At 39.7% G+C, this 19,396-nt stretch carries 18 protein-coding genes; 2 read left to right on the forward strand and 16 right to left on the reverse strand.

The window, feature by feature from the left end; translation table 11 throughout:
- Positions 1-8: 8 nt before the first annotated feature.
- The 10 genes from argR to NHH15_RS01905 form a co-directional block, all read right to left on the reverse strand.
- Positions 9-458 (reverse strand): arginine repressor, encoded by a 450-nt coding sequence (argR, locus tag NHH15_RS01860; RefSeq protein WP_262064939.1) that lies wholly within the window; start codon positions 456-458, stop codon positions 9-11.
- A 1-nt stretch (position 459) separates the two neighbouring features.
- Entirely contained in the window at positions 460-1,293 is an 834-nt protein-coding gene (locus NHH15_RS01865; RefSeq protein ID WP_262064940.1) for an NAD(+)/NADH kinase, read from the reverse strand.
- Between the two features lie 15 nt (positions 1,294-1,308).
- Entirely contained in the window at positions 1,309-2,118 is an 810-nt protein-coding gene (locus NHH15_RS01870) for a TlyA family RNA methyltransferase (protein ID WP_262064941.1), read from the reverse strand.
- A 2-nt stretch (positions 2,119-2,120) separates the two neighbouring features.
- On the reverse strand, positions 2,121-3,992 hold the full coding sequence (gene dxs, locus NHH15_RS01875) for a 1-deoxy-D-xylulose-5-phosphate synthase (protein ID WP_262064942.1): 1,872 nt from the start codon (positions 3,990-3,992) through the stop codon (positions 2,121-2,123).
- 12 nt (positions 3,993-4,004) lie between these two features.
- Positions 4,005-4,901 (reverse strand): polyprenyl synthetase family protein, encoded by an 897-nt coding sequence (locus tag NHH15_RS01880; protein WP_262064943.1) that lies wholly within the window; start codon positions 4,899-4,901, stop codon positions 4,005-4,007.
- Positions 4,888-5,100 (reverse strand): exodeoxyribonuclease VII small subunit, encoded by a 213-nt coding sequence (gene xseB, locus NHH15_RS01885; protein ID WP_262064944.1) that lies wholly within the window; start codon positions 5,098-5,100, stop codon positions 4,888-4,890. The genes NHH15_RS01880 and xseB overlap by 14 nt, the downstream gene beginning before the upstream one ends.
- Positions 5,081-6,304, reverse strand: a complete 1,224-nt coding sequence (gene xseA, locus NHH15_RS01890) for an exodeoxyribonuclease VII large subunit (RefSeq protein ID WP_262064945.1) — start codon at positions 6,302-6,304, stop codon at positions 5,081-5,083. Before xseA ends, xseB begins: the two co-directional genes overlap by 20 nt.
- A gap of 14 nt (positions 6,305-6,318) precedes the next feature.
- Complete coding sequence (gene nusB / locus NHH15_RS01895) at positions 6,319-6,714, reverse strand: transcription antitermination factor NusB (RefSeq protein ID WP_262064946.1); 396 nt, start codon at positions 6,712-6,714, stop codon at positions 6,319-6,321.
- 1 nt (position 6,715) lies between these two features.
- Positions 6,716-7,102 (reverse strand): Asp23/Gls24 family envelope stress response protein, encoded by a 387-nt coding sequence (locus tag NHH15_RS01900; RefSeq protein WP_262064947.1) that lies wholly within the window; start codon positions 7,100-7,102, stop codon positions 6,716-6,718.
- A gap of 65 nt (positions 7,103-7,167) precedes the next feature.
- Complete coding sequence (locus tag NHH15_RS01905) at positions 7,168-8,760, reverse strand: peptide chain release factor 3 (protein ID WP_262064948.1); 1,593 nt, start codon at positions 8,758-8,760, stop codon at positions 7,168-7,170.
- A 100-nt stretch (positions 8,761-8,860) separates the two neighbouring features.
- Between NHH15_RS01905 and NHH15_RS01910 the strand changes: the two genes are divergently transcribed.
- Positions 8,861-10,039, forward strand: a complete 1,179-nt coding sequence (locus tag NHH15_RS01910) for a metallophosphoesterase (protein WP_262064949.1) — start codon at positions 8,861-8,863, stop codon at positions 10,037-10,039.
- 196 nt (positions 10,040-10,235) lie between these two features.
- On the opposite strand, the gene NHH15_RS01915 is transcribed toward NHH15_RS01910, so the two are convergent.
- Positions 10,236-12,338: a polyribonucleotide nucleotidyltransferase gene (locus tag NHH15_RS01915; protein WP_262064950.1), complete on the reverse strand. Its 2,103-nt coding sequence runs from the start codon at positions 12,336-12,338 to the stop codon at positions 10,236-10,238.
- A gap of 237 nt (positions 12,339-12,575) precedes the next feature.
- On the opposite strand from NHH15_RS01915, the gene NHH15_RS01920 reads away from it, so the two are divergent.
- On the forward strand, positions 12,576-13,085 hold the full coding sequence (locus NHH15_RS01920) for an ECF transporter S component (protein ID WP_262064951.1): 510 nt from the start codon (positions 12,576-12,578) through the stop codon (positions 13,083-13,085).
- A 103-nt stretch (positions 13,086-13,188) separates the two neighbouring features.
- On the opposite strand, the gene rpsO is transcribed toward NHH15_RS01920, so the two are convergent.
- The 5 genes from rpsO to infB all read right to left on the reverse strand — a co-directional run bounded on the left by rpsO (position 13,189) and on the right by infB (position 19,380).
- Complete coding sequence (gene rpsO / locus NHH15_RS01925; protein WP_262064952.1) at positions 13,189-13,455, reverse strand: 30S ribosomal protein S15; 267 nt, start codon at positions 13,453-13,455, stop codon at positions 13,189-13,191.
- Between the two features lie 105 nt (positions 13,456-13,560).
- Positions 13,561-15,357 (reverse strand): tRNA pseudouridine(55) synthase TruB, encoded by a 1,797-nt coding sequence (truB, locus tag NHH15_RS01930; protein ID WP_262064953.1) that lies wholly within the window; start codon positions 15,355-15,357, stop codon positions 13,561-13,563.
- Positions 15,358-15,372: 15 nt separating this feature from the next.
- A complete protein-coding gene (locus NHH15_RS01935; protein ID WP_262064954.1) occupies positions 15,373-16,323 on the reverse strand; it encodes a DHH family phosphoesterase in 951 nt (316 codons plus the stop codon).
- Complete coding sequence (gene rbfA, locus NHH15_RS01940; protein ID WP_262064955.1) at positions 16,316-16,696, reverse strand: 30S ribosome-binding factor RbfA; 381 nt, start codon at positions 16,694-16,696, stop codon at positions 16,316-16,318. Before rbfA ends, NHH15_RS01935 begins: the two co-directional genes overlap by 8 nt.
- Before the next feature lie 14 nt (positions 16,697-16,710).
- On the reverse strand, positions 16,711-19,380 hold the full coding sequence (gene infB / locus NHH15_RS01945; protein ID WP_262064956.1) for a translation initiation factor IF-2: 2,670 nt from the start codon (positions 19,378-19,380) through the stop codon (positions 16,711-16,713).
- Positions 19,381-19,396 lie beyond the last annotated feature (16 nt).

Here is a 19,396-nt window from a genome sequence, read left to right on the forward strand (position 1 = left end):
TAACCCTCCTATGAAACAATTTTATCAATCTTTTCTATTACGTCAAAAGTATCATCTGCGGTTCTTATTGCACACATAATTGTGTCATCTCCTGCAATTGAGCCTACAACCTGTTCCCAATCCATAGCATCAATTGCCGCTGCAACTGCCATCGCCATACCAGCCACAGTTTTTATTACTAAAATATTCTCTGCACGGTCAATCGAAAGAAAACCTTCTTTCAGAACACGAATGTATTTTTCACTCATTTCCGGTTTGTCGCCTTCAAGAACGCCATACTTTTGTCTTCCATCTTTTGTTGGAACCTTCGTAAGCTTCAAATCCCGGATATCTCTTGATATGGTTGCCTGAGTTGTACTAATTCCTTCTCGTTTTAAAAATTCCGTAAGCTCTTCTTGGGTCTCAATTGGATACTTATTGATAATTTCAATGATTTTCTGTCTTCGATTCCCTTTCATATCAGTTTCCTTTCATCTTTCTGCGTAAGGTATCTAAGAAACTCACCTTATTCAGCTTCACAATTTTTGTCTTCGCATCCGCTTTATAGATCCGAACCCGGTCTCCCGTTTTTATCACAGTGGTATCTGCCCCGTCAAAGGTTACAATTGCCTCTTCTATCGCATGGTTTTTTCCTTCCCCTATTTGAATCTCAATCACATCCTCTGGTGAAAGTACAATGCTGCTTTTATTTAACGCATGGGAACAAATCGGCGTAACAACAATCAAGGAAGCCGTAGGCTCCACAATCGGGCCGCCGGCTGAAAGGTTGTAAGCCGTAGATCCCGTTGGCGTGGAAATAATCATACCATCTGCCTGATAAGAGTTTAAAAGCTTGCCATTTACGTAAATGTCAAAATGAAGTACTCTAAGACCGCCATTTCTATTGACTACGATATCGTTTAATGCAACAGATTTCGTACCATCTTCCAATGCACCTTCTAACATCATTCGGTCTTCGATTTCAAAATTTTCACTGCAAATCTGTTCCATGGCATCTTCAATATTGCTCAGTTCAACTTCTGTTAAGTATCCCAGCGTCCCCATATTGATTCCCAGAATTGGAATATTCGTATTCATAAGTGCTCTAGCCAATCGAATCAAGCTTCCATCTCCGCCAATAACCAAGGCCAAATCTATATCTTTCTTCGTGTACTTTGATAAGGTGTTCAAATCACTTCCTTTATCATGCAAGATACAAGCTCTGCCCTTGTCCGCTAAAATCTGACTCACTTTTTTCGTTACAGAATAATCCAAATCTTTCGTTTCATTTGTTACGATTAGTATTTTTTCCATACCAAACCTCTTCTTTTATTTTTTTGCTAAAGAGGAAAATGCATTTTCTACCACTTCATTTATATTTATGCTCTCCCCTATCATACCACAATCACCTGCTTTTTTCATCAGTGCCAAATATTCAATGTTTCCTTCCGGCCCCTTAATTGGTGAAAAAGAAAGTGCTAATGCATGAAATCCTATTTCCGATGCATAATTAACCACTTTTTGTATAACCTCTCTATGGGTAGAGGCTTCTCGAACCACTCCTTTTTTCCCGACCTTCTCTCTTCCTGCTTCGAATTGTGGTTTGATTAGTGCAACCACTTGACCATCCTTCTTTAAAAAATCAAACACAGGTTTTAAGACTTTTGTCAATGATATAAAGGATACATCAATCGATACAAAATCAATCGGTTCTTTCAAATCCTCTTTGGTCACATAACGTATATTGGTTTTCTCCATGCTGATGACACGCTCATCTTGCCTAAGCTTCCAATCCAACTGTCCTCTTCCTACATCAATGGAAAAGACTTTTCTCGCACCGTTTTGGAGCATACAATCTGTAAACCCTCCAGTAGAGGCACCTACGTCACAACATACAAGATCCTGCAATGCTAAATCAAACTCTGACATTGCTTTTTCAAGCTTAAAGCCCCCACGACTTACATAAGGAATAGAATAGTCCCTTACTTCAATTAGTGCCTCTGTTGAAAAGGTTGATCCAGCCTTGTCTTCCTTTTGTCCATCCACGTATACATTTCCAGACATAATAATTGCTTTTGCTTTTTCTCTTGAGGGTGCCAGCTGTCTGGAAACCAGCAGCACATCTAAACGCTCCTTCATTCTTACTCCTTATGGTCTATCTCATCTATAATTTTATTTGCCAACGAATTTTCATCAAAATTCAGCTCTCTTTTCAATACATCCACGCTTCCATGCTCAACATACTGATCCGGCAACGCCATATTGATTACCCTGATTGGAAGCCTTTCCTTTTCCGCAAAACAAAGAACTTGACTACCAAACCCACCAATCTGAACATTTTCTTCAAGAGTAAACAAATATTCATGGTCTTCACTGATTTCTCTAATCATATCCTGATCAATCGGCTTCACAAATCGTGCATTCACCAAACTGACAGAATATCCTTTCTTTACAAGAATATCCCGAATTTTAACTGCCTCTTCAAACATATGTCCAACGGACAGAATTCCAATATGCTTTTCTTTATAAATCCATTCACTTTTGCCCAGTTCGATCGGCATTCTAAATTCCTGGTATCCTTCATATGCCTCACCCCTTGGATATCGTATTGCAACAGGTCCATCCAAACGAAAAGCAAAACGGAGCATATCAGCTAATTCCCATTTATGCTTAGGTGAGAGCACTGTCATGTTCGGTATTGAGCTTAAATAAGATAAGTCAAAAATCCCTTGATGTGTCTCACCATCACTTCCTACTAATCCACCTCTGTCTACTGCAAAAATAACCGGGAGATTTTGCAGTGCTACATCATGAATCATTTGATCATATCCTCTTTGCAGAAAAGAGGAATAAACTGCAAAAACCGGCCTCATACCTGCCGCTGCAAGTCCTGCTGCAAAGGTCACTCCATGTTCCTCCGCAATTCCAACATCAAAAAATCGTTCTGGAAAAAGCTTATGAAACTGCCGTAAGCCTGTTCCATCCTCCATTGCTGCCGTAATCGCAACCACTTTCTCATCCTTCGCTGCAATATCACAAAGTACCTGTCCAAAGACATCTCCATAGCCTGGTTTTTTCTCGCCTTTACAGACCGCTTCACCGGTTTCTATGCAAAAAGGTCCAATTCCATGAAATTTCCATGGTTCTTTCATAGCCGGCTCATATCCTTTGCCTTTTTCAGTTAATACGTGGAGCAATACTGGCCCTTGAATTTTCTTTGCTTCCTGTAGAATATGACAAAGCTTTTTAATGTCATGTCCCGATACTGGCCCCAAATACGTAAGTCCCATATCTTCGAAAAGCATTTTGGGAACCACCAAATGTTTCAAAGAATTTTTTGCTTTCTTTATTTGGCGTATCATTGGTTCTCCAATAACGGGGGTATGTTCCAGGGTAACCTCCACTCCTTTTTTAATGCCGTGATATAAATTCGCACTACGAAGGGTAGACAAATGTTGAGAAATTCCCCCAACATTTTTTGAGATTGACATTGTATTATCGTTTAATACCGTAATGAAATTACTCTTGATTTGAGAAGCATTATTCATAGCTTCATAAGCCATTCCTCCGGTCAAAGACCCATCCCCGATAACGGATACAACTTGATAGTCTTCCTTTAACAAGTCTCTTGCTCTTGCATAACCAAGACCTGCTGAAATAGAGGTCGAACTATGTCCCGTTCCAAAGGCATCACTTTTACTCTCTTTGGGTTTTGGGAAACCACTCATTCCACCGTATCTTCTCAAATCATTAAAACCAGTTTTTCTCCCTGTTAAAATTTTATGGGTATAAGATTGGTGTCCTACATCCCATATGATTTTATCTTTCGGAAGATCAAAAGTCAGATGCATAGCCATTGTCAGTTCCACTACACCAAGATTTGATGCCAGATGGCCTCCTGTTTTACTCAGTTTATCAATCAAGAAATTCCGGATTTCCTGAGCCAGCAAATCATAATCTGTTTCACTAATTTTTTTTATATCATTCTCTTTTTCAATCTGCTCTAATAGCATAATTATTCCTCTTTATTTTTCTCGATATATGAGAGATTTAACCAATTCAACTAAGAATTCGTTGGTTTCCTCAAAAGATGCCAATTCATCAAGAGCATCCTTTGTACGCTTTTCAACCATTTCCTTTGAACACTCCACTCCATGGAGGGTGACATAAGTGGTTTTTTCATTTTTTGCATCACTCATTGTTTCTTTTCCAAGAAGCTCTTTCGTTCCCGTCACATCCAAAATATCATCTTGAATCTGAAAAGCAATCCCTACATTTTCTGCAACTCTTTCCATCCGTTGTATCGTGTCTTTATCTTGCCCTGCTAAAGCTGCTCCAATCATCATTGCTGCTTCCAGAAGTGCTGCTGTTTTAAGCTTGAAAATAAACCCTAAGGTCTCTTCGTCTATCTTATTCCCGGTCTCCTTTACATCCACAACCTGACCGCCAATCATTCCAAAAACACCTGCTTTTTTTCCTAAGATTTGCAAAGCCACACCTATATTAGGATTTTCAGGCGCAATATCAAAGGCCTGAAAAGCTGTCTCAAATGCGTAGTTCAAAAGGGCATCTCCTGCTAATATTCCCATATCCTCGCCATACACAATATGGGTTGTTTTTCTTCCTCTTCTATATTCATCATTGTCCATTGCCGGCAAATCATCATGAACCAAAGAGTATGTGTGTATCATTTCAAGCGCAGCCATGAAAGCCTCTACTTCTTTCCCAGTTCCTCCAAACATCCGATAAACTTCTTTTAGAATCATTGGGCGGAGACGTTTTCCTCCAGCCATCAGGGCATAATCCATTGCCTCCATAATAAGCTTTTGCTTTCCTTTTGCTTCCGGCAAATAAGACTTTAATATCTCTTCGATATCCTTCGTCTTTTTCTCAACTTTAATGTTGAAGTCATTCAAATTCATGGGTTTCTCCCTCATCATCTAATATTTGTATTTTCTTTTCAATTCCTTCTATTTTTTCATTGCACTTTTTCAGAATATCCATACCTTTTTTGTAGAGGGTAAAGGAATCTTCTAAGGAAATCTCTTCACTTTCCATCTCTTCCGTAATCTCTTCTAAGGATTGAAATAAATCATCCAGATTATTCTTTTTTGCTGCCATAATCCACCTCCATTGTCCCACTTATATTTGCAGTGATCGCCCCATCTGTAACATAGATTTTTACTTCATCATTTTTTTCAACATCCAAAATACTTCGAATCGTCTTTTTGTTTCGATCCTCTACATAAGAGAAGCCTTGATTTAGCTTAATAAGAGGAGATAGCCCTTTCATTTTTTCAACTAAAATAGCCAAGTGGTGTTTTTCTTCTCTAAGCTTTCCTTGGATTTGATTCTGTAATTTCTCTTCTAACTCTAACAAATAGCGTTGCTTCGTCTGCAACATATTTTGAGGGTGTAAATATAGTAGTCTCTTTTTTGTATTTTCTACTTCTATCCTTGCCATCTTTATCTTCTGGAAGAGATTTTTTTTCATACCTTCCTGGCGCTTTCGCAGCCCTTCCTTTAAAAGGCTCCTATCTGGAATTGCAAGTTCTGCCCCTGCAGATGGTGTAGGCGCTCTTAAATCTGCGACAAAATCTGCAATTGTGGTATCCGTTTCATGTCCCACTGCTGAAATAACCGGTGTTTCTGCTTCGAATATTGCCCGGGCCACCTCTTCCTCATTAAAGGCCCACAAATCCTCAATCGAGCCACCGCCACGTCCTACAATCATAACATCAACACCATAGGCGTCCAAAGCCTTTATCCCTCTTACGATGCTTTCCTTTGCTCCATCCCCCTGAACCTGGGCTGGATAAAGAATGAGCTGAATAGAAGGGTTTCTTCTTTTTGCTATCTGCATGATATCCTTGATTGCCGCTCCAGTCTGAGCTGTTACAATCCCGATTTTTTCCGGAAACGATGGGATGTCCTTCTTATATTCCTGGGCAAACATTCCCATTTCTTCCAGATTTGTTTTAAGAGCCATGAATTTTTCATACAGAACACCTTCCCCATCCAAACGAATCTCTTTTGCATAGAGTTGATAATTGCCGCCTCGTTCATATACATTAATTCCTCCAAAAACAATTACCTGCTGACCTTCTTGCATACGAAAAGCGAGTCCGCTCCGTGAGCCTGCAAACATAACGCAGGCAATCGTTCCAGACTCGTCTTTTAACGAAAAATAAATATGTCCCGAAGTATGATACTTACAATTTGATACCTCTCCCTTTACGTACAAACGTGGAAGTAAAAAATCTTGGTTAAACATATTTTTAATGTATGTATTTACTTGTTTTACAGTATATACGCTTTTAGCCATAACCCGTCCTCTTCCTACGCGAATTTAGCCAAAACTCCGTTTACAAAGGCAGGTCCACCCTCACCACTGTACTTCTTTGCCAGTTCTATCGCTTCGTTAATGGCTACTTTACATGGAACTTCCTCGTCCCAATTAATCTCATAAATAGCAAGACGCAGAATCGTTAAATCTACCTTATTCATACGACTCGTCTTCCATCCTGTAGTCTTTTCATTTAACAGTCGATCGATTTCTTCTCGCTTTGCGCCAATATTGCACGCCTTATCACGAATAAAACTCTGATCCTCTTCTGGAACTGCCGGCAACTGTTCAAAGTACAGTTTAATCTGCTCAGGCATCTCACTCACTTCATTGAATTCCAATCCAAACACCAGTCTAAAAATATGCTCTCTTTGCTCTTTTCTCGACACTTTATGCTTCCTCCGGTACACTTACACCGGCTACTCTCAGGTTTACATCTGCTACCTTAAGACCGGTCATGTTTTCAATGGCAGTTTTTACTTTTTCTTGAACTCCCTTAGTAATATCCATAATATTATATCCATATTTAATATTGATTGAAACAAAAACGGTCATTACATTGTCTTCCAAAAATTCAATCTTAATACCCTTTGATAAAGACTTTCTTCCCAGCTTCTGAATCAAGTCTTTCGTAGCATTACCAGCCATTGAAGCTACACCTTCCACTTCCATTGCTGCAATTCCTGCAATAACGGCAACAACCTCATCCGCTACCTTTACTTCTATACTAGGATCTTCTGTTTGTAATGTATATGTATTCTTTGAATCTTTCTCCATGATTTTTCCTCCTGACAAATAAATTTGCTGAGAATATTATACCAAATATCCTTCTATATGTAAAACTATCTGGCGAATTCCGATAATTTTAGCCCTTCATTTCTCTCCGTTGTCAGCCGTATGCTCCATTCATTAACAAATAAAACCAAAGGACGTCCTTTTAGGTCTGTCACTTTCTTCATATCGCTTGTTCCTGAAAGGCTGGCCAGATCAATCTCTTCATTATCAATCCAGCGAATAAAGGAATAGGGTAAATTTTCCAATCGAATTTCAACCTTGTATTCATTTTCCAGACGATACCGAAGAACATCAAACTGGAGCGTTCCCACCACTCCTACAATAATTTCTTCCATACCACCATTAGCTTCCTGGAAAATCTGAATCCCACCTTCTTGTGCAATTTGAGTAATTCCTTTTACGAATTGCTTTCTTTTCATCGTATCCACTTGGCGAACCCTTGCAAAATGCTCTGGTGCAAAAGTCGGGATTCCTTCATAGGCAAATCCTTGAGCCTTCGTAGTTAAGGTGTCTCCAATCGCGAAAATCCCTGGATCAAATATACCGATAATATCGCCACCGTAGGCTTCTTCAACCATCTTTCTTTCACTTGCCATCATCTGCTGTGGTTGAGAAAGACGTACCTTCTTTCCACCTTGGATGTGGGTTGCATCCATTCCAGCCTTAAATTGTCCGGAACAGATTCTCATAAACGCAATTCTGTCTCGATGAGCCTTGTTCATATTTGCTTGAATCTTAAAAACAAAGGCCGAAAATTCCTCTTCCTCCATCGGATCTATCTCACCGGCATCGGACATTCTTGGCAGTGGCGCTTGAGTCATCTTAAGAAAATGTTTCAAAAAGGTTTCCACACCAAAGTTCGTAAGAGCAGACCCGAAAAATACCGGCGACAGCTTTCCATTGCTTACCATTTCCTGGTCAAATCCCGCACCTGCACCATCCTGCAGCTCAATATCATCTTCCAAGTTTTGTAACTGATCTTCTCCTATATAGCTATTGATTTCCGGATCCGAAATCTTAAGTTTCTTCATTTCCCCTTGGGTTGTTCCTTTTTTCGTGTCAAAAAAGAGTTCCACCTCTTTCTCATTTCGATCGTAAACCCCTCTAAAGCCCTTGCCAGAGCCAATCGGCCAATTCACTGGACACGTTGCAATTCCCAACTCATTCTCAATATCATCTAACAATTCAAAGGTATCCATTGCCTCTCGATCCATCTTATTGATAAATGTAAAAATCGGAATGTTCCTCATGGTGCAGACTTTAAAAAGCTTTCTTGTCTGTGCTTCCACTCCCTTTGATGCATCAATTACCATCACTGCCGAATCTGCCGCCATCAGCGTACGATACGTATCCTCTGAGAAGTCTTGATGCCCTGGAGTATCTAATATATTGATACAAAAATCATCATAATTAAATTGCAATACTGAAGAGGTGACCGAAATCCCTCTTTCTTTTTCAATTTCCATCCAATCTGATACAGCATGCTTTGAGGTTGCCTTTCCTTTTACGCTTCCTGCCTGATTGATAACACCTCCATAGAGAAGGAATTTCTCTGTTAATGTTGTCTTTCCAGCATCGGGATGGGATATAATTGCAAAAGTTCTTCTTTTCTTGATTTCATTTTTCACTTCTTTGTTCATAATCTGACCTATTTTATCTCCTACTTTGAATCTACACAACAATAGACAGTATAGCACACTTATGTTACAATGCAAAAGAAAAAAAGCTGGAGGTGCCTCAATGGTCGCGATCTTTCTTGCCCCCATCTATATACTCTTCAATGTATATATAATAAGATGGCTTTTAAAATGGATGGGTGCTTGTTCACATCACTTCAAAAAGAACTGGATGAAAACACTGGTTATTCTTATTTACAGTTTCTTTGCTCTTAGCATTTTAACCTCGTTTTTCTTCCCTGTAAGATGGCTTAAGGTTATCACAAACATATGGTTTGGAATGGCTCTTTATATTATACTTACTATTTTAATTGTTGATTTGATTCGCATTCTACTAAAATATGTAATTCCCATAGACAAGGAAAAGCTGGCTTCAAAAAAGCTGTTCGTAACTACCGGAACCATTTGTGTCATTTTCATTCTGGCCATATCCACATACGGTGTACTGAATGCCAAACACATACGAGAAGTTTCCTATGATGTTTCCATCGAAAAGAAAACAGAACATATTAAAACCCTCAAAATCGCCTTAGTGGCCGATTTCCATCTCGGTTATAACACCGGAAATTTTATGATGGAACAAATGGTTCGCAAGATAAATGAAGCCGATGTTGATCTCGTAGTAATTGCCGGAGACATCTTTGACAATGAATACGATGCAATTGAAGACCCCGAAAAAATTATCGAAACATTAAAGGGGCTCAAAAGCACATACGGCTCCTATGCTTGTTATGGCAATCATGATATCGAGGAAAAGATTCTTGCCGGATTTACTTTTAAACAAGAAGGTAAAAAGATGAGCGATCCGCGAATGGATGAACTTTTAGAAAAGTCCAATATTCTTCTATTAAAGGATGAGGGCGTTCTAATCGAGAACGACTTTTACCTTTACGGACGGCCAGATAAAGAACGTCCCAATCGGGGAATTACAGTGCGGAAAACTCCTTCTGAGATTACAAAGGACATGGATCTCTCAAAACCCGTTATTCTAATGGATCACGAACCCGCTCAACTGTCCGAACTTTCAAAAGCAGGGGTAGACCTAGACCTTGCTGGTCATACTCACGACGGGCAAATGTTTCCCGGAAATCTTACCATCAAATTGATGTGGGAAAATGCATATGGACTTCTGAAAAAAGGAGATATGACGAACATTACGACTTCTGGAATCGGGGTGTTTGGACCCAACATGCGCGTTGGAGCCAATCCCGAGATCGCCTATGTCACTGTGCGGTTTCAGTAGCGTGATAAGTATATAGACAAACACCAAAAGAGACTCCGCTGAGCACTCGAGGCGTTGCAGGCGCTCATCGGAGTCTCTTTTGGTGTGTTTATATCTTGTCCATTATCGGCGTTAATGTAAATAAAAAGCAAGAGAACACTTGGGTGGACGCCTGCAACGCCTTAGTGGCCAACCGAGTGTTCTCTTGCTTCTATTTTTACTCTGGTGTTTCTTCTGTAGCTACATCTTTGATACTAAAGGAAATTCTGCCCATCTTATCTTTTCCAAGGCAAACTACTTTCACAACCTCTCCAAGTGTTAACACATCTTCTACGTGTTTGATTCTTTCTTTCGAGATTTTTGAAATATGTACCATTCCTTCTTTGCCTGGGGCAAATTCCAGGAAGGCACCAAAATCTTTTATGCTGATAACTTTACCTTCTAACACTTGTCCTGCCTCAAAGTCTGTTACAATAAGAGTAATCATCTTCTTTGCTTCTTCCATGTCGCTTTTCTTAATACCACTGATGTAAACCATTCCCTCATCTGTGATATCAATTTTCGCACCTGTACGCTCGATGATTTCGTTAATTGTCTTTCCTCTTTGACCAACAACCTCACCAATTTTTTGTGGATCAATCTGCATTTGAATGATTTTTGGTGCAAATTCGCCTACTTCTTCTCTTGGTTCAGCAATTGTCTTATTCATTACTTCATCTAAGATAAAAGTTCTCGCTTTTTTCGTTGTGCGGATTGCTTCTTCCACAATCGCTCTTGTTAAACCGTGAATCTTAATATCCATTTGAATTGCAGTGATTCCTTTATGAGTACCAGCTACTTTAAAGTCCATGTCTCCAAAGAAATCTTCCAGTCCCTGAATATCCGTTAACACGAGATAATCATCATCCGTATCTCCTGTTACAAGTCCTGCAGAAATCCCTGCAACTGCTGATTTAATCGGTACACCTGCAGCCATTAAAGACATCGATGATGCACAAACACTTGCTTGTGATGTAGATCCGTTTGATTCAAAGGTCTCTGATACAGTACGAATTGCATAGGGAAACTCTGCTTCGGAAGGAAGTACTGGAAGCAAAGCCTTCTCTGCCAATGCGCCATGTCCAATCTCTCTTCTTCCGGGACCTCTTGAGGGTCTTGTTTCACCTACTGAGTATGATGGGAAGTTGTAGTGGTGCATATATCTCTTTGAAGTCTCTGCTTGATCCAATCCATCAAGACGTTGTGCCTCTGCTAAAGGAGCTAATGTCGTAATGGTACAAATCTGTGTCTGACCTCTTGTAAACATTGCAGAACCATGTACTCGTGGAATCAAATCAATCTCTCCTGCCAGAGGTCTGATTTCATCAATTCTTCTTCCATCTGGTCTCTTATGATCTTCACGAATCATTTTTCGAACCGTCTTCTTTTGGTATTGGTAAATTGCTTCTGACAAAACATCCAGCCATTCCTCATTGTCTGCAAAAGCTTCTTCCAATTTATCTGTAATTCCACGAATATTATCTTCTCTTACTTGCTTTTCATCTGTAAATACTGCTTCTTCCATCTCAGCCGGAGTCACAATTTCCTTCATTGCAGCGAATAATTCTTCTGGAATAGAACAGCTTTCATATGTATGCTTTTCTTTGCCGCACTCTGCAACAATTTCTTCGATAAAAGCGATTACTTTTTGATTCAAATCATGAGCCGCATAAATCGCCTCAATCATCTGGTCTTCCGGAACTTCATTCGCTCCTGCTTCAATCATAATTACCTTTTCTTTTGTTGATGCAACAGTAAGGGAAAGATCAGAGGCTTCCTTTTCTGCAGCGGTAGGATTGAACACAAACTGATTGTTCACAAGCCCTACTTGTGTGGTTGATGTAGGACCATCAAAAGGAATATCCGAAATACTTGTTGCAATCGCTGCTCCAAGCATTGCAGTTAACTCTGGAGAACAGTCCTGATCAACAGACATAACAAGGTTTTCAAGAGTCACATCATTACGATAGTCTTTTGGAAACAAAGGACGCATAGGGCGGTCAATAACACGGCAAGTCAAGACTGCGTTTTCAGATGCCTTCCCTTCTCTCTTATTAAATCCTCCCGGTATTTTTCCAACTGAGTATAGTCTCTCATTGTATTCAACACTTAACGGAAAGAAATCAATTCCTTCTCTTGGCTTTTCTGAAGCTGTTGCTGTTGAAAGCACTGTCGTATCTCCGTAATGCATTAAAACCGCACCGTTTGCCTGTTTTCCCACACGGTCAACATCCACTCGCAGAGTTCTTCCTGCAAGTTCCATTTCAAATTTTTTAAACATAAATTTTCTCCTTCTTTTTATGCATATTCAATTTCCTCATCCGAAACTACTGAAAAACCCACTTTGATCCAAATGTACTTTTCAGTGGTCTCGGCAACTTTTTTGAACATGCTCATAATCTTTCACATTATAGCATATGCACCCTTCAAAGTAAATCCTATTTTCCCCTTCCTCTTTCTCTCTGATAGGTGTATACTGAGATTTAAAACAATATCACTAAAAGGAGACTAGATTATTATGAACACAAAACTAAAGAAAATTTCTTATTCTGCTGTATTTGCTGCACTTGTTTTCGTGGCAACATCTGTCATTCGCATTCCCACCCCTGGCACAGGCGGATACGTCCATCCCGGAGATGCCATTGTGATCTTATGCGGAATATTTCTTGGGCCCATCTACGGCGGATTAGCTGCCGGTATTGGATCAATGCTTTCAGACTTGCTGGGAGGATACTTCGTCTTTGTTCCTGCCACATTTTTAATAAAAGGCTTATCCGCTTATTTCATCGGACTTATTTGCAGTAAATATCAAACTCATCTTAAAACAATTCCTTCACTACTGATTGCAGGATTGATAAATACTTTTTTGGTCGTATTTGGCTATTTCCTATTTGAAATATTCTTATTTGGTACAGGTGCTGCCCTTTCCAGTATTATCCCCAACATTATGCAGGGAGCAATGGGTCTCTTTTTAGCCTCTGTATTGGCTCCCGTCTTAAAAAAAGTACCCTTCCTTCGAAAAATTTAATTTTGAATTTCCAACATATTTAAAAGGGGTCAACATCACTCAATTGAGCGGTGTTGACCCCTTCTTCAGGAATTATATTTTCAACAACTCCTTTTTCTGACCATTATTTTCTTAAGCCTAATTGTTCAATCAAAGTACGATATCTTGTAATATCTTTCTTCTTTAAGTAAGCTAAAAGTCCTCTTCTTTGACCAACCATCTTAAGAAGTCCTCTTCTTGAATGATGATCTTTTGGATTGGTTTTGAAATGATCTGTTAAATCATTAATTCTTGCAGTAAGAATCGCAATCTGTACTTCCGGAGAACCTGTGTCACCTTCTGTCTTTCCATAGGTTTTAATAATGTCTTCTTTCATCTCTTTTGTAATCATTACAATTACCTCCTCTTTTTTTATGAAATCGCCTGATATTAAGCAGCGGTCGGAGTCTCCAACTACCGAATACCGGCTGAATTACTGATACAGTATAGCACGTGTTTATCGATTCGTAAAGTATTCTTTTCCCTCTCGAATGTCAAAATCAACACGTTCCTTCATTTTCTCCAGGCTTTCAAATTTTATTTCTTCTCTTTGAAACTTTTTCAGCTCAATTTCAACTTGCTTCCCATAGGCATTCCCTTCATAAGAGAACAAAAAACTTTCAATCAATACATCTGAGTCTGCCATTACCGTAGGCTTTACTCCTAGATTTCCAATTCCCGGATACCACTTCCCATCAAGCTTCACCTTGTTAAAATAAACGCCAAAGGGCGGTAAAAGCTTATACTTATGAGGGTAAACATTAATCGTCGGAAATCCCAGCGTTCTTCCAATACGGTTACCACGCATAACTTCACCCGAAAAGCCATAGGAATAGCCCAATAATTTATTCGCAGTAGAGACTCTTCCTTCTGTGATAAGCTCTTTTATATAAGTGCTGCTGATGATATGGTTTTTATATTTTTTCTTCACCACAACGACAGTCTTATATCCATATTTATTCTCTAAACTCTTTAAGACTTCTACATTCCCTGCCTTTTGGAATCCAAAATGAAAATCCTCACCAACAACTACATACTTCGCTTTTAACTTTTTAAAGATAATCTCCCGAACAAACTCTTCCGGTGTCAGCTCTCTAAACTCCTTATCAAAGGGTAAGTTCAGAACTTCATCCACCTTCCCTTTTAATCGCCTTTCTCGTTCATCTTTGGTCATCAGAAGCTTAGGTGTTATATCTTTTTCCTTCCACAGAGGTTCAAAATCCATAACACATACAACACTTCTTAAGTTTTCCTGTTTCCCTCGCTTAACCATCTCATTGACCAGCATCTGGTGTCCCAAATGGAGCCCGTCAAATTTCCCAATGGTAATGGCACTACGTTGTTCTTCCCTAGATGGTGTATAAAACAATTTTACGAGTTCAAATTCTTTGGCCTTCTTTTTGTATATCCCTACAAATCCATCTCTTTTATTATAAAGTCGAACCCTTGTCCCTTCTTCCAGATTCTCACCTTGAGCAATCCACTTTTCCCCAACCCGGCCTCCGTTGTATGCAAGTTCTTCTATCTTTTCATTAGTGATTTGAATCCTTGGATATTCTTCAAAAACTCTATCAATAGGCCAAATCATTTTCGCTATCTCGTTTCTTTGGATTGCGTCTTCAACCTCTTTTAATGTGACCGACTCCTCACTTCGAAATTCACCCACCTGGGTTCGAATCAATTTCTCCATGGTACCGCCACATTCTAAATCCTCGCCGATATCCTGACACAAAGTACGAATGTAGGTTCCTTTTGAGCATTCCACCTCAAAGCGAACCCGTGGTACATTAATCTCCAATATCTTAAGATTATATATATGAACCTTCCTGCTTTTTCGCTCGATTTCTTTTCCTTCTCTCGCCAACTCGTAAAGCTTTTTTCCTTGTACTTTTAAGGCCGAGTACATAGGTGGTACTTGTTCGTACTCCCCTATATATTTTTCAATTACCTCTCTGATTTTATCAGCATTTACGTGGGTGGTTTCGCGCTGGGCTACTACCTTTCCCGTGACATCTTGAGTGTCCGTTGTCACTCCTAATAGAAGGGTCGCCTGATAAGCTTTTCTTTTGTTTGTTAGCAAATCGCTCACCTTTGTAGCCTTACCAAAACATACCGGTAACACACCCTCTGCATCTGGGTCAAGTGTTCCGGTATGTCCAATCTTTTTCTCTCCTGTCATACGACGAAGAATTGCAACTACATCGTGTGAAGTATATCCTTTTTCCTTATACACATTTAAGATACCATGCAGCATTTCTTCAATCCATCCTTACCTTATTCTGTTTAATTGCATTTCTACTTCTCGCGCCACATTATTTGCAATGTCATGAGCAGTTCCCGGCATGCTAAATCCAGCTGCACGAATATGTCCACCACCACCGTACAAACCAGCAATTGCATTCACATCCACCTCTTTATTCGAGCGAAGACTCGCTTTATATATACCATCTTCAAGCTCGTACATAAAAAGTGCCACCTCAACGCCTTTGGTATTTCTTAACTGATTTACAATTCCATCCAAATCCTTGGTCGTAACATTGTAAAACTTCAGCACTTCTTTTGAAACGCTTCCCACAATAACTTTTCCATCCAGCAAAAGAAAGCTTTCCAATAGTGTTCTGGCCATAATTTGGTTCTGGCTGTATGTCTTTTTATAATACGTCTCATCAATCAATGCAGGGGCGTCAATATCCTTTGTAATAAGGAATGCAGCTGCTTCAAATGTGGATCTTGACACATTTGAATACTGGAACACCCCTGTATCATGTACAAGGCCGAGATAAATAGACCTTGCTATATCCCTGTCTATTTCTTCTTTGTCAAAAAGATTATAACAAAGCTCGCAAGTAGAACTTGCATCTGGCAGTACGTAGTTTTCATCTCCATAATTTCGATTGCTCACATGATGGTCAATAGAAAAAGTCTTCCTTGCCCGGTCAAATATTTCCTCTGCAAACCCTAACCGTTCTTTGTCACCACAATCCAGGGCAATAAACAGGTCGTAGGCAACATCTTTCTTCTTGTGAAGAATGTCACCCACACCTTTTATTTCTCGAAAGACATCCGGCACTTCATCCAAATATAAATCAACTTGAACATTTTTGTAACATTTTTTCAAATATAAGTACATCGCCGTAGTCGATCCAACGCAATCCCCATCTGGTCTGAGATGTCCACTAACCGCTACGGTATGTACACCTTCCATTACCTTTTTAAGCATCGTTTTCATCCTCATAATGCAGGTCTTTGTTTACCTCATCGATTTTCTTTGACATTTCCACTCCATATTCAATGGACTCGTCTAAAATAAAAGTGATTTCCGGTGTATTTCTCATATTTAAGCTTTTAGCTAACTCTCTTCGAATGTAACCTTCTGCACTCTTTAAACCAATGATTGTATCTTCTTTCACCTTTGCATCTCCTAATACACTCACGTAGGCTTTCGCTGTCTTTAAATCTGGTGCAACTACTGCCGCTACCACCGAAGTCCACTGAGACACTCTCGGGTCTTTAATACCTCTTTGTATAATATTCGTCAGTTCGTGCTGTACTTCCGCATTTACTCTTGTATTCTTTATGCTTCGCTTTCTCATGTTTTTTTTGCTCCTTATCTCGGAATTTCAACCATCTTAAAGGATTCAACCAGATCTCCTTCTTTAATGTCATTGTAATTCTCAAATACAAGACCACATTCATATCCTGCTCTTACTTCTTTTACATCATCTTTGAAACGCTTTAATGACGCCAAATTTCCTTCAAATACAACTACGCCATCTCTCGTAATACGAACCTGGCAGCCACGTTCAAATGTACCGTCCTGTACGTAACTTCCTGCTATGGTTCCAATGCCAGATGCTTTAAAGGTTTGACGTACTTCTGCATGTCCTAACACTTTCTCCTCAAATACTGGATCAAGCATTCCCTTCATAGCAGCTTCCACATCTTCAATCGCATTATAGATTACCCGATACAAACGTACATCTACGCCTTCTCGATCTGCTGTTTCCTTTGCAGACGCATCTGGACGCACATTAAATCCAATAATAATTGCATTAGAAGCAGATGCTAAAATAACATCGGACTCGTTAATCGCACCAACACCGCCATGAATAATTTTAACAACAACTTCATCGTTTGAAAGCTTCAACAGACTTTGTTTAATAGCCTCTACTGATCCTTGTACATCTGCCTTTACTACGATTCCAAGCTCTTTTAAGTTTCCTTCTTTTATCTGTTCAAACAAGTCATCCAGAGATACCTTTGTCTTTGTATCATCTAACAATCTTTCTTTTCCTTGTGATATGAAAGTCTCTGCAAAATGTCTTGCTTCCTTATCATTGTCTGTACTTACAAAAACTTCTCCAGCATTTGGTACATCGTTTAATCCCAGGATTTCTACTGGTACAGAAGGACCTGCTTCTTTTACTCTTCTTCCACGGTCATCCATCATGGCTCTTACCTTACCATAAGCGGATCCTGCAGCAATGTTATCTCCTACATGCAAGGTTCCTTTTTGAACCAAAACAGTAGCAACAGAGCCTTTTCCTTTATCAAGCTCAGCTTCTATAACAAGACCTCTGGCATTTCGATCTGGATTCGCCTTTAACTCCAGCACCTCGGAAGTTAATAACAGCATTTCCATCAGCTCTTCAATTCCTTCTCCTGATTTTGCAGATACTGGTACGAAAATCGTACTGCCACCCCAATCTTCTGGAATCAATTCATATTCGGCCAGTTCTTGTTTTACTCTGTCTATATTTGCCCCTGGCTTATCAATCTTATTGACCGCAACTACGATTTCAATTTCAGCCGCCTTTGCATGATTAATCGCTTCAACAGTCTGTGGCATTACACCATCATCTGCTGCAACCACCAAAATAGCAATATCTGTAGAAGAAGCTCCACGCATACGCATAGCTGTAAAAGCTTCATGTCCAGGTGTATCCAGGAATGTGATTTTCTCACCATTTACTTTCACTACGTAAGCACCGATATGCTGTGTAATACCGCCTGCTTCACGATCAATTACATTGGTGTGTCGAATGGCATCTAAAAGAGAAGTTTTACCATGGTCAACATGTCCCATAACACATACAACAGGAGGTCGTTTTACTAATTTTGTCTCATCTTCGTCTTCTTCTTTTAACAGTTCTTCAATTACATCAATCACTTCTTCTTTTTCGCAAAGAACTTCGAATTCAAGTGCAATTTCTTCTGCTGTCTCAAAGCTTATTTCTTGATTTACTGTAACAACCTTACCCTGCAGGAATAGTTTTTTAACAATAACAGAAGGTACTATTTTCATTTTATCTGCAAGCTCTTTAATGGTAAGAACTTCTGGGATTGTAATAGACTTAATTGTCTCTTCCGGTTTTTGCTCTTTTGCCTTTGGCTTTTGAAGCTGTGGAGCATTTTCAACCTTACCCTTTTTCCCTTTTCCAGCCTGATTTTGACGTTCCATTTCCTTCTTCTTGTAATCCTCTTTACTCTTTACCTTATTTCTTTGTGGCTTCTTAGTCTCCGTGCTTGTTACAGGTGTACCTTCATTTGGCTTTTGGAATTTCCCTCTATTATCCCCGCCTTGGTTCCCCTGATTATACGGTCTTTGTCCGCCGCCTTGGGGTCTGTTTCCCTGATAATTGGAATTCTGGGGTCTTTGTCCACCGCCTTGTGGTCTGTTTCCCTGATAATTGGAGTTTTGGGGTCTTTGTCCACCGCCTTGTGGTCTGTTTCCCTGATAATTGGAGTTCTGGCCTTGTGGTCTGTTTCCCTGGTAATTGGAGTTCTGACCTTGGGGTCTGTTTCCCTGGTAATTGGAGTTCTGACCCTGGGGTCTGTTTCCCTGGTAATTGGAGTTCTGGCCTTGTGGTCTGTTTCCCTGGTAATTGGAGTTTTGGCCTTGTGGTCTGTTTCCCTGGTAATTGGAGTTCTGACCCTGGGGTCTCTGTCTCTGATTCCCTTGGCCTTGCGGACGCTGTTGTTGTCCTTGTCCCGTTCTTTGGTTATTGCTTCTGCTTCCACCACTCTGGGTATTTTGTGGGCGGAACACATGTACAATGTTCTTCTTCTTTGCTGGCTCTGCTGAGTCTGTAGCTTCAACAGATTCTGCTGTTTTCTTCTCTTTTGAGAAGTTTGAGCGAACCATTTTCTCCACATCTTCTTCTACACTGCTCATATGACTTTTGACTTCTATATTTTTCTTTTCTAAGTACTCTAGAACCTCTTTGCTCTGAACATCTAGTTCCTTAGCGATTTCATAAATTTTCTTTTTTGACATATACGATTCTCCTTAT

It is taken from the genome of Aequitasia blattaphilus, from assembly GCF_024721305.1.
In the GTDB taxonomy this organism is placed as follows: Bacteria; Bacillota; Clostridia; order Lachnospirales; family Lachnospiraceae; genus Aequitasia; species Aequitasia blattaphila.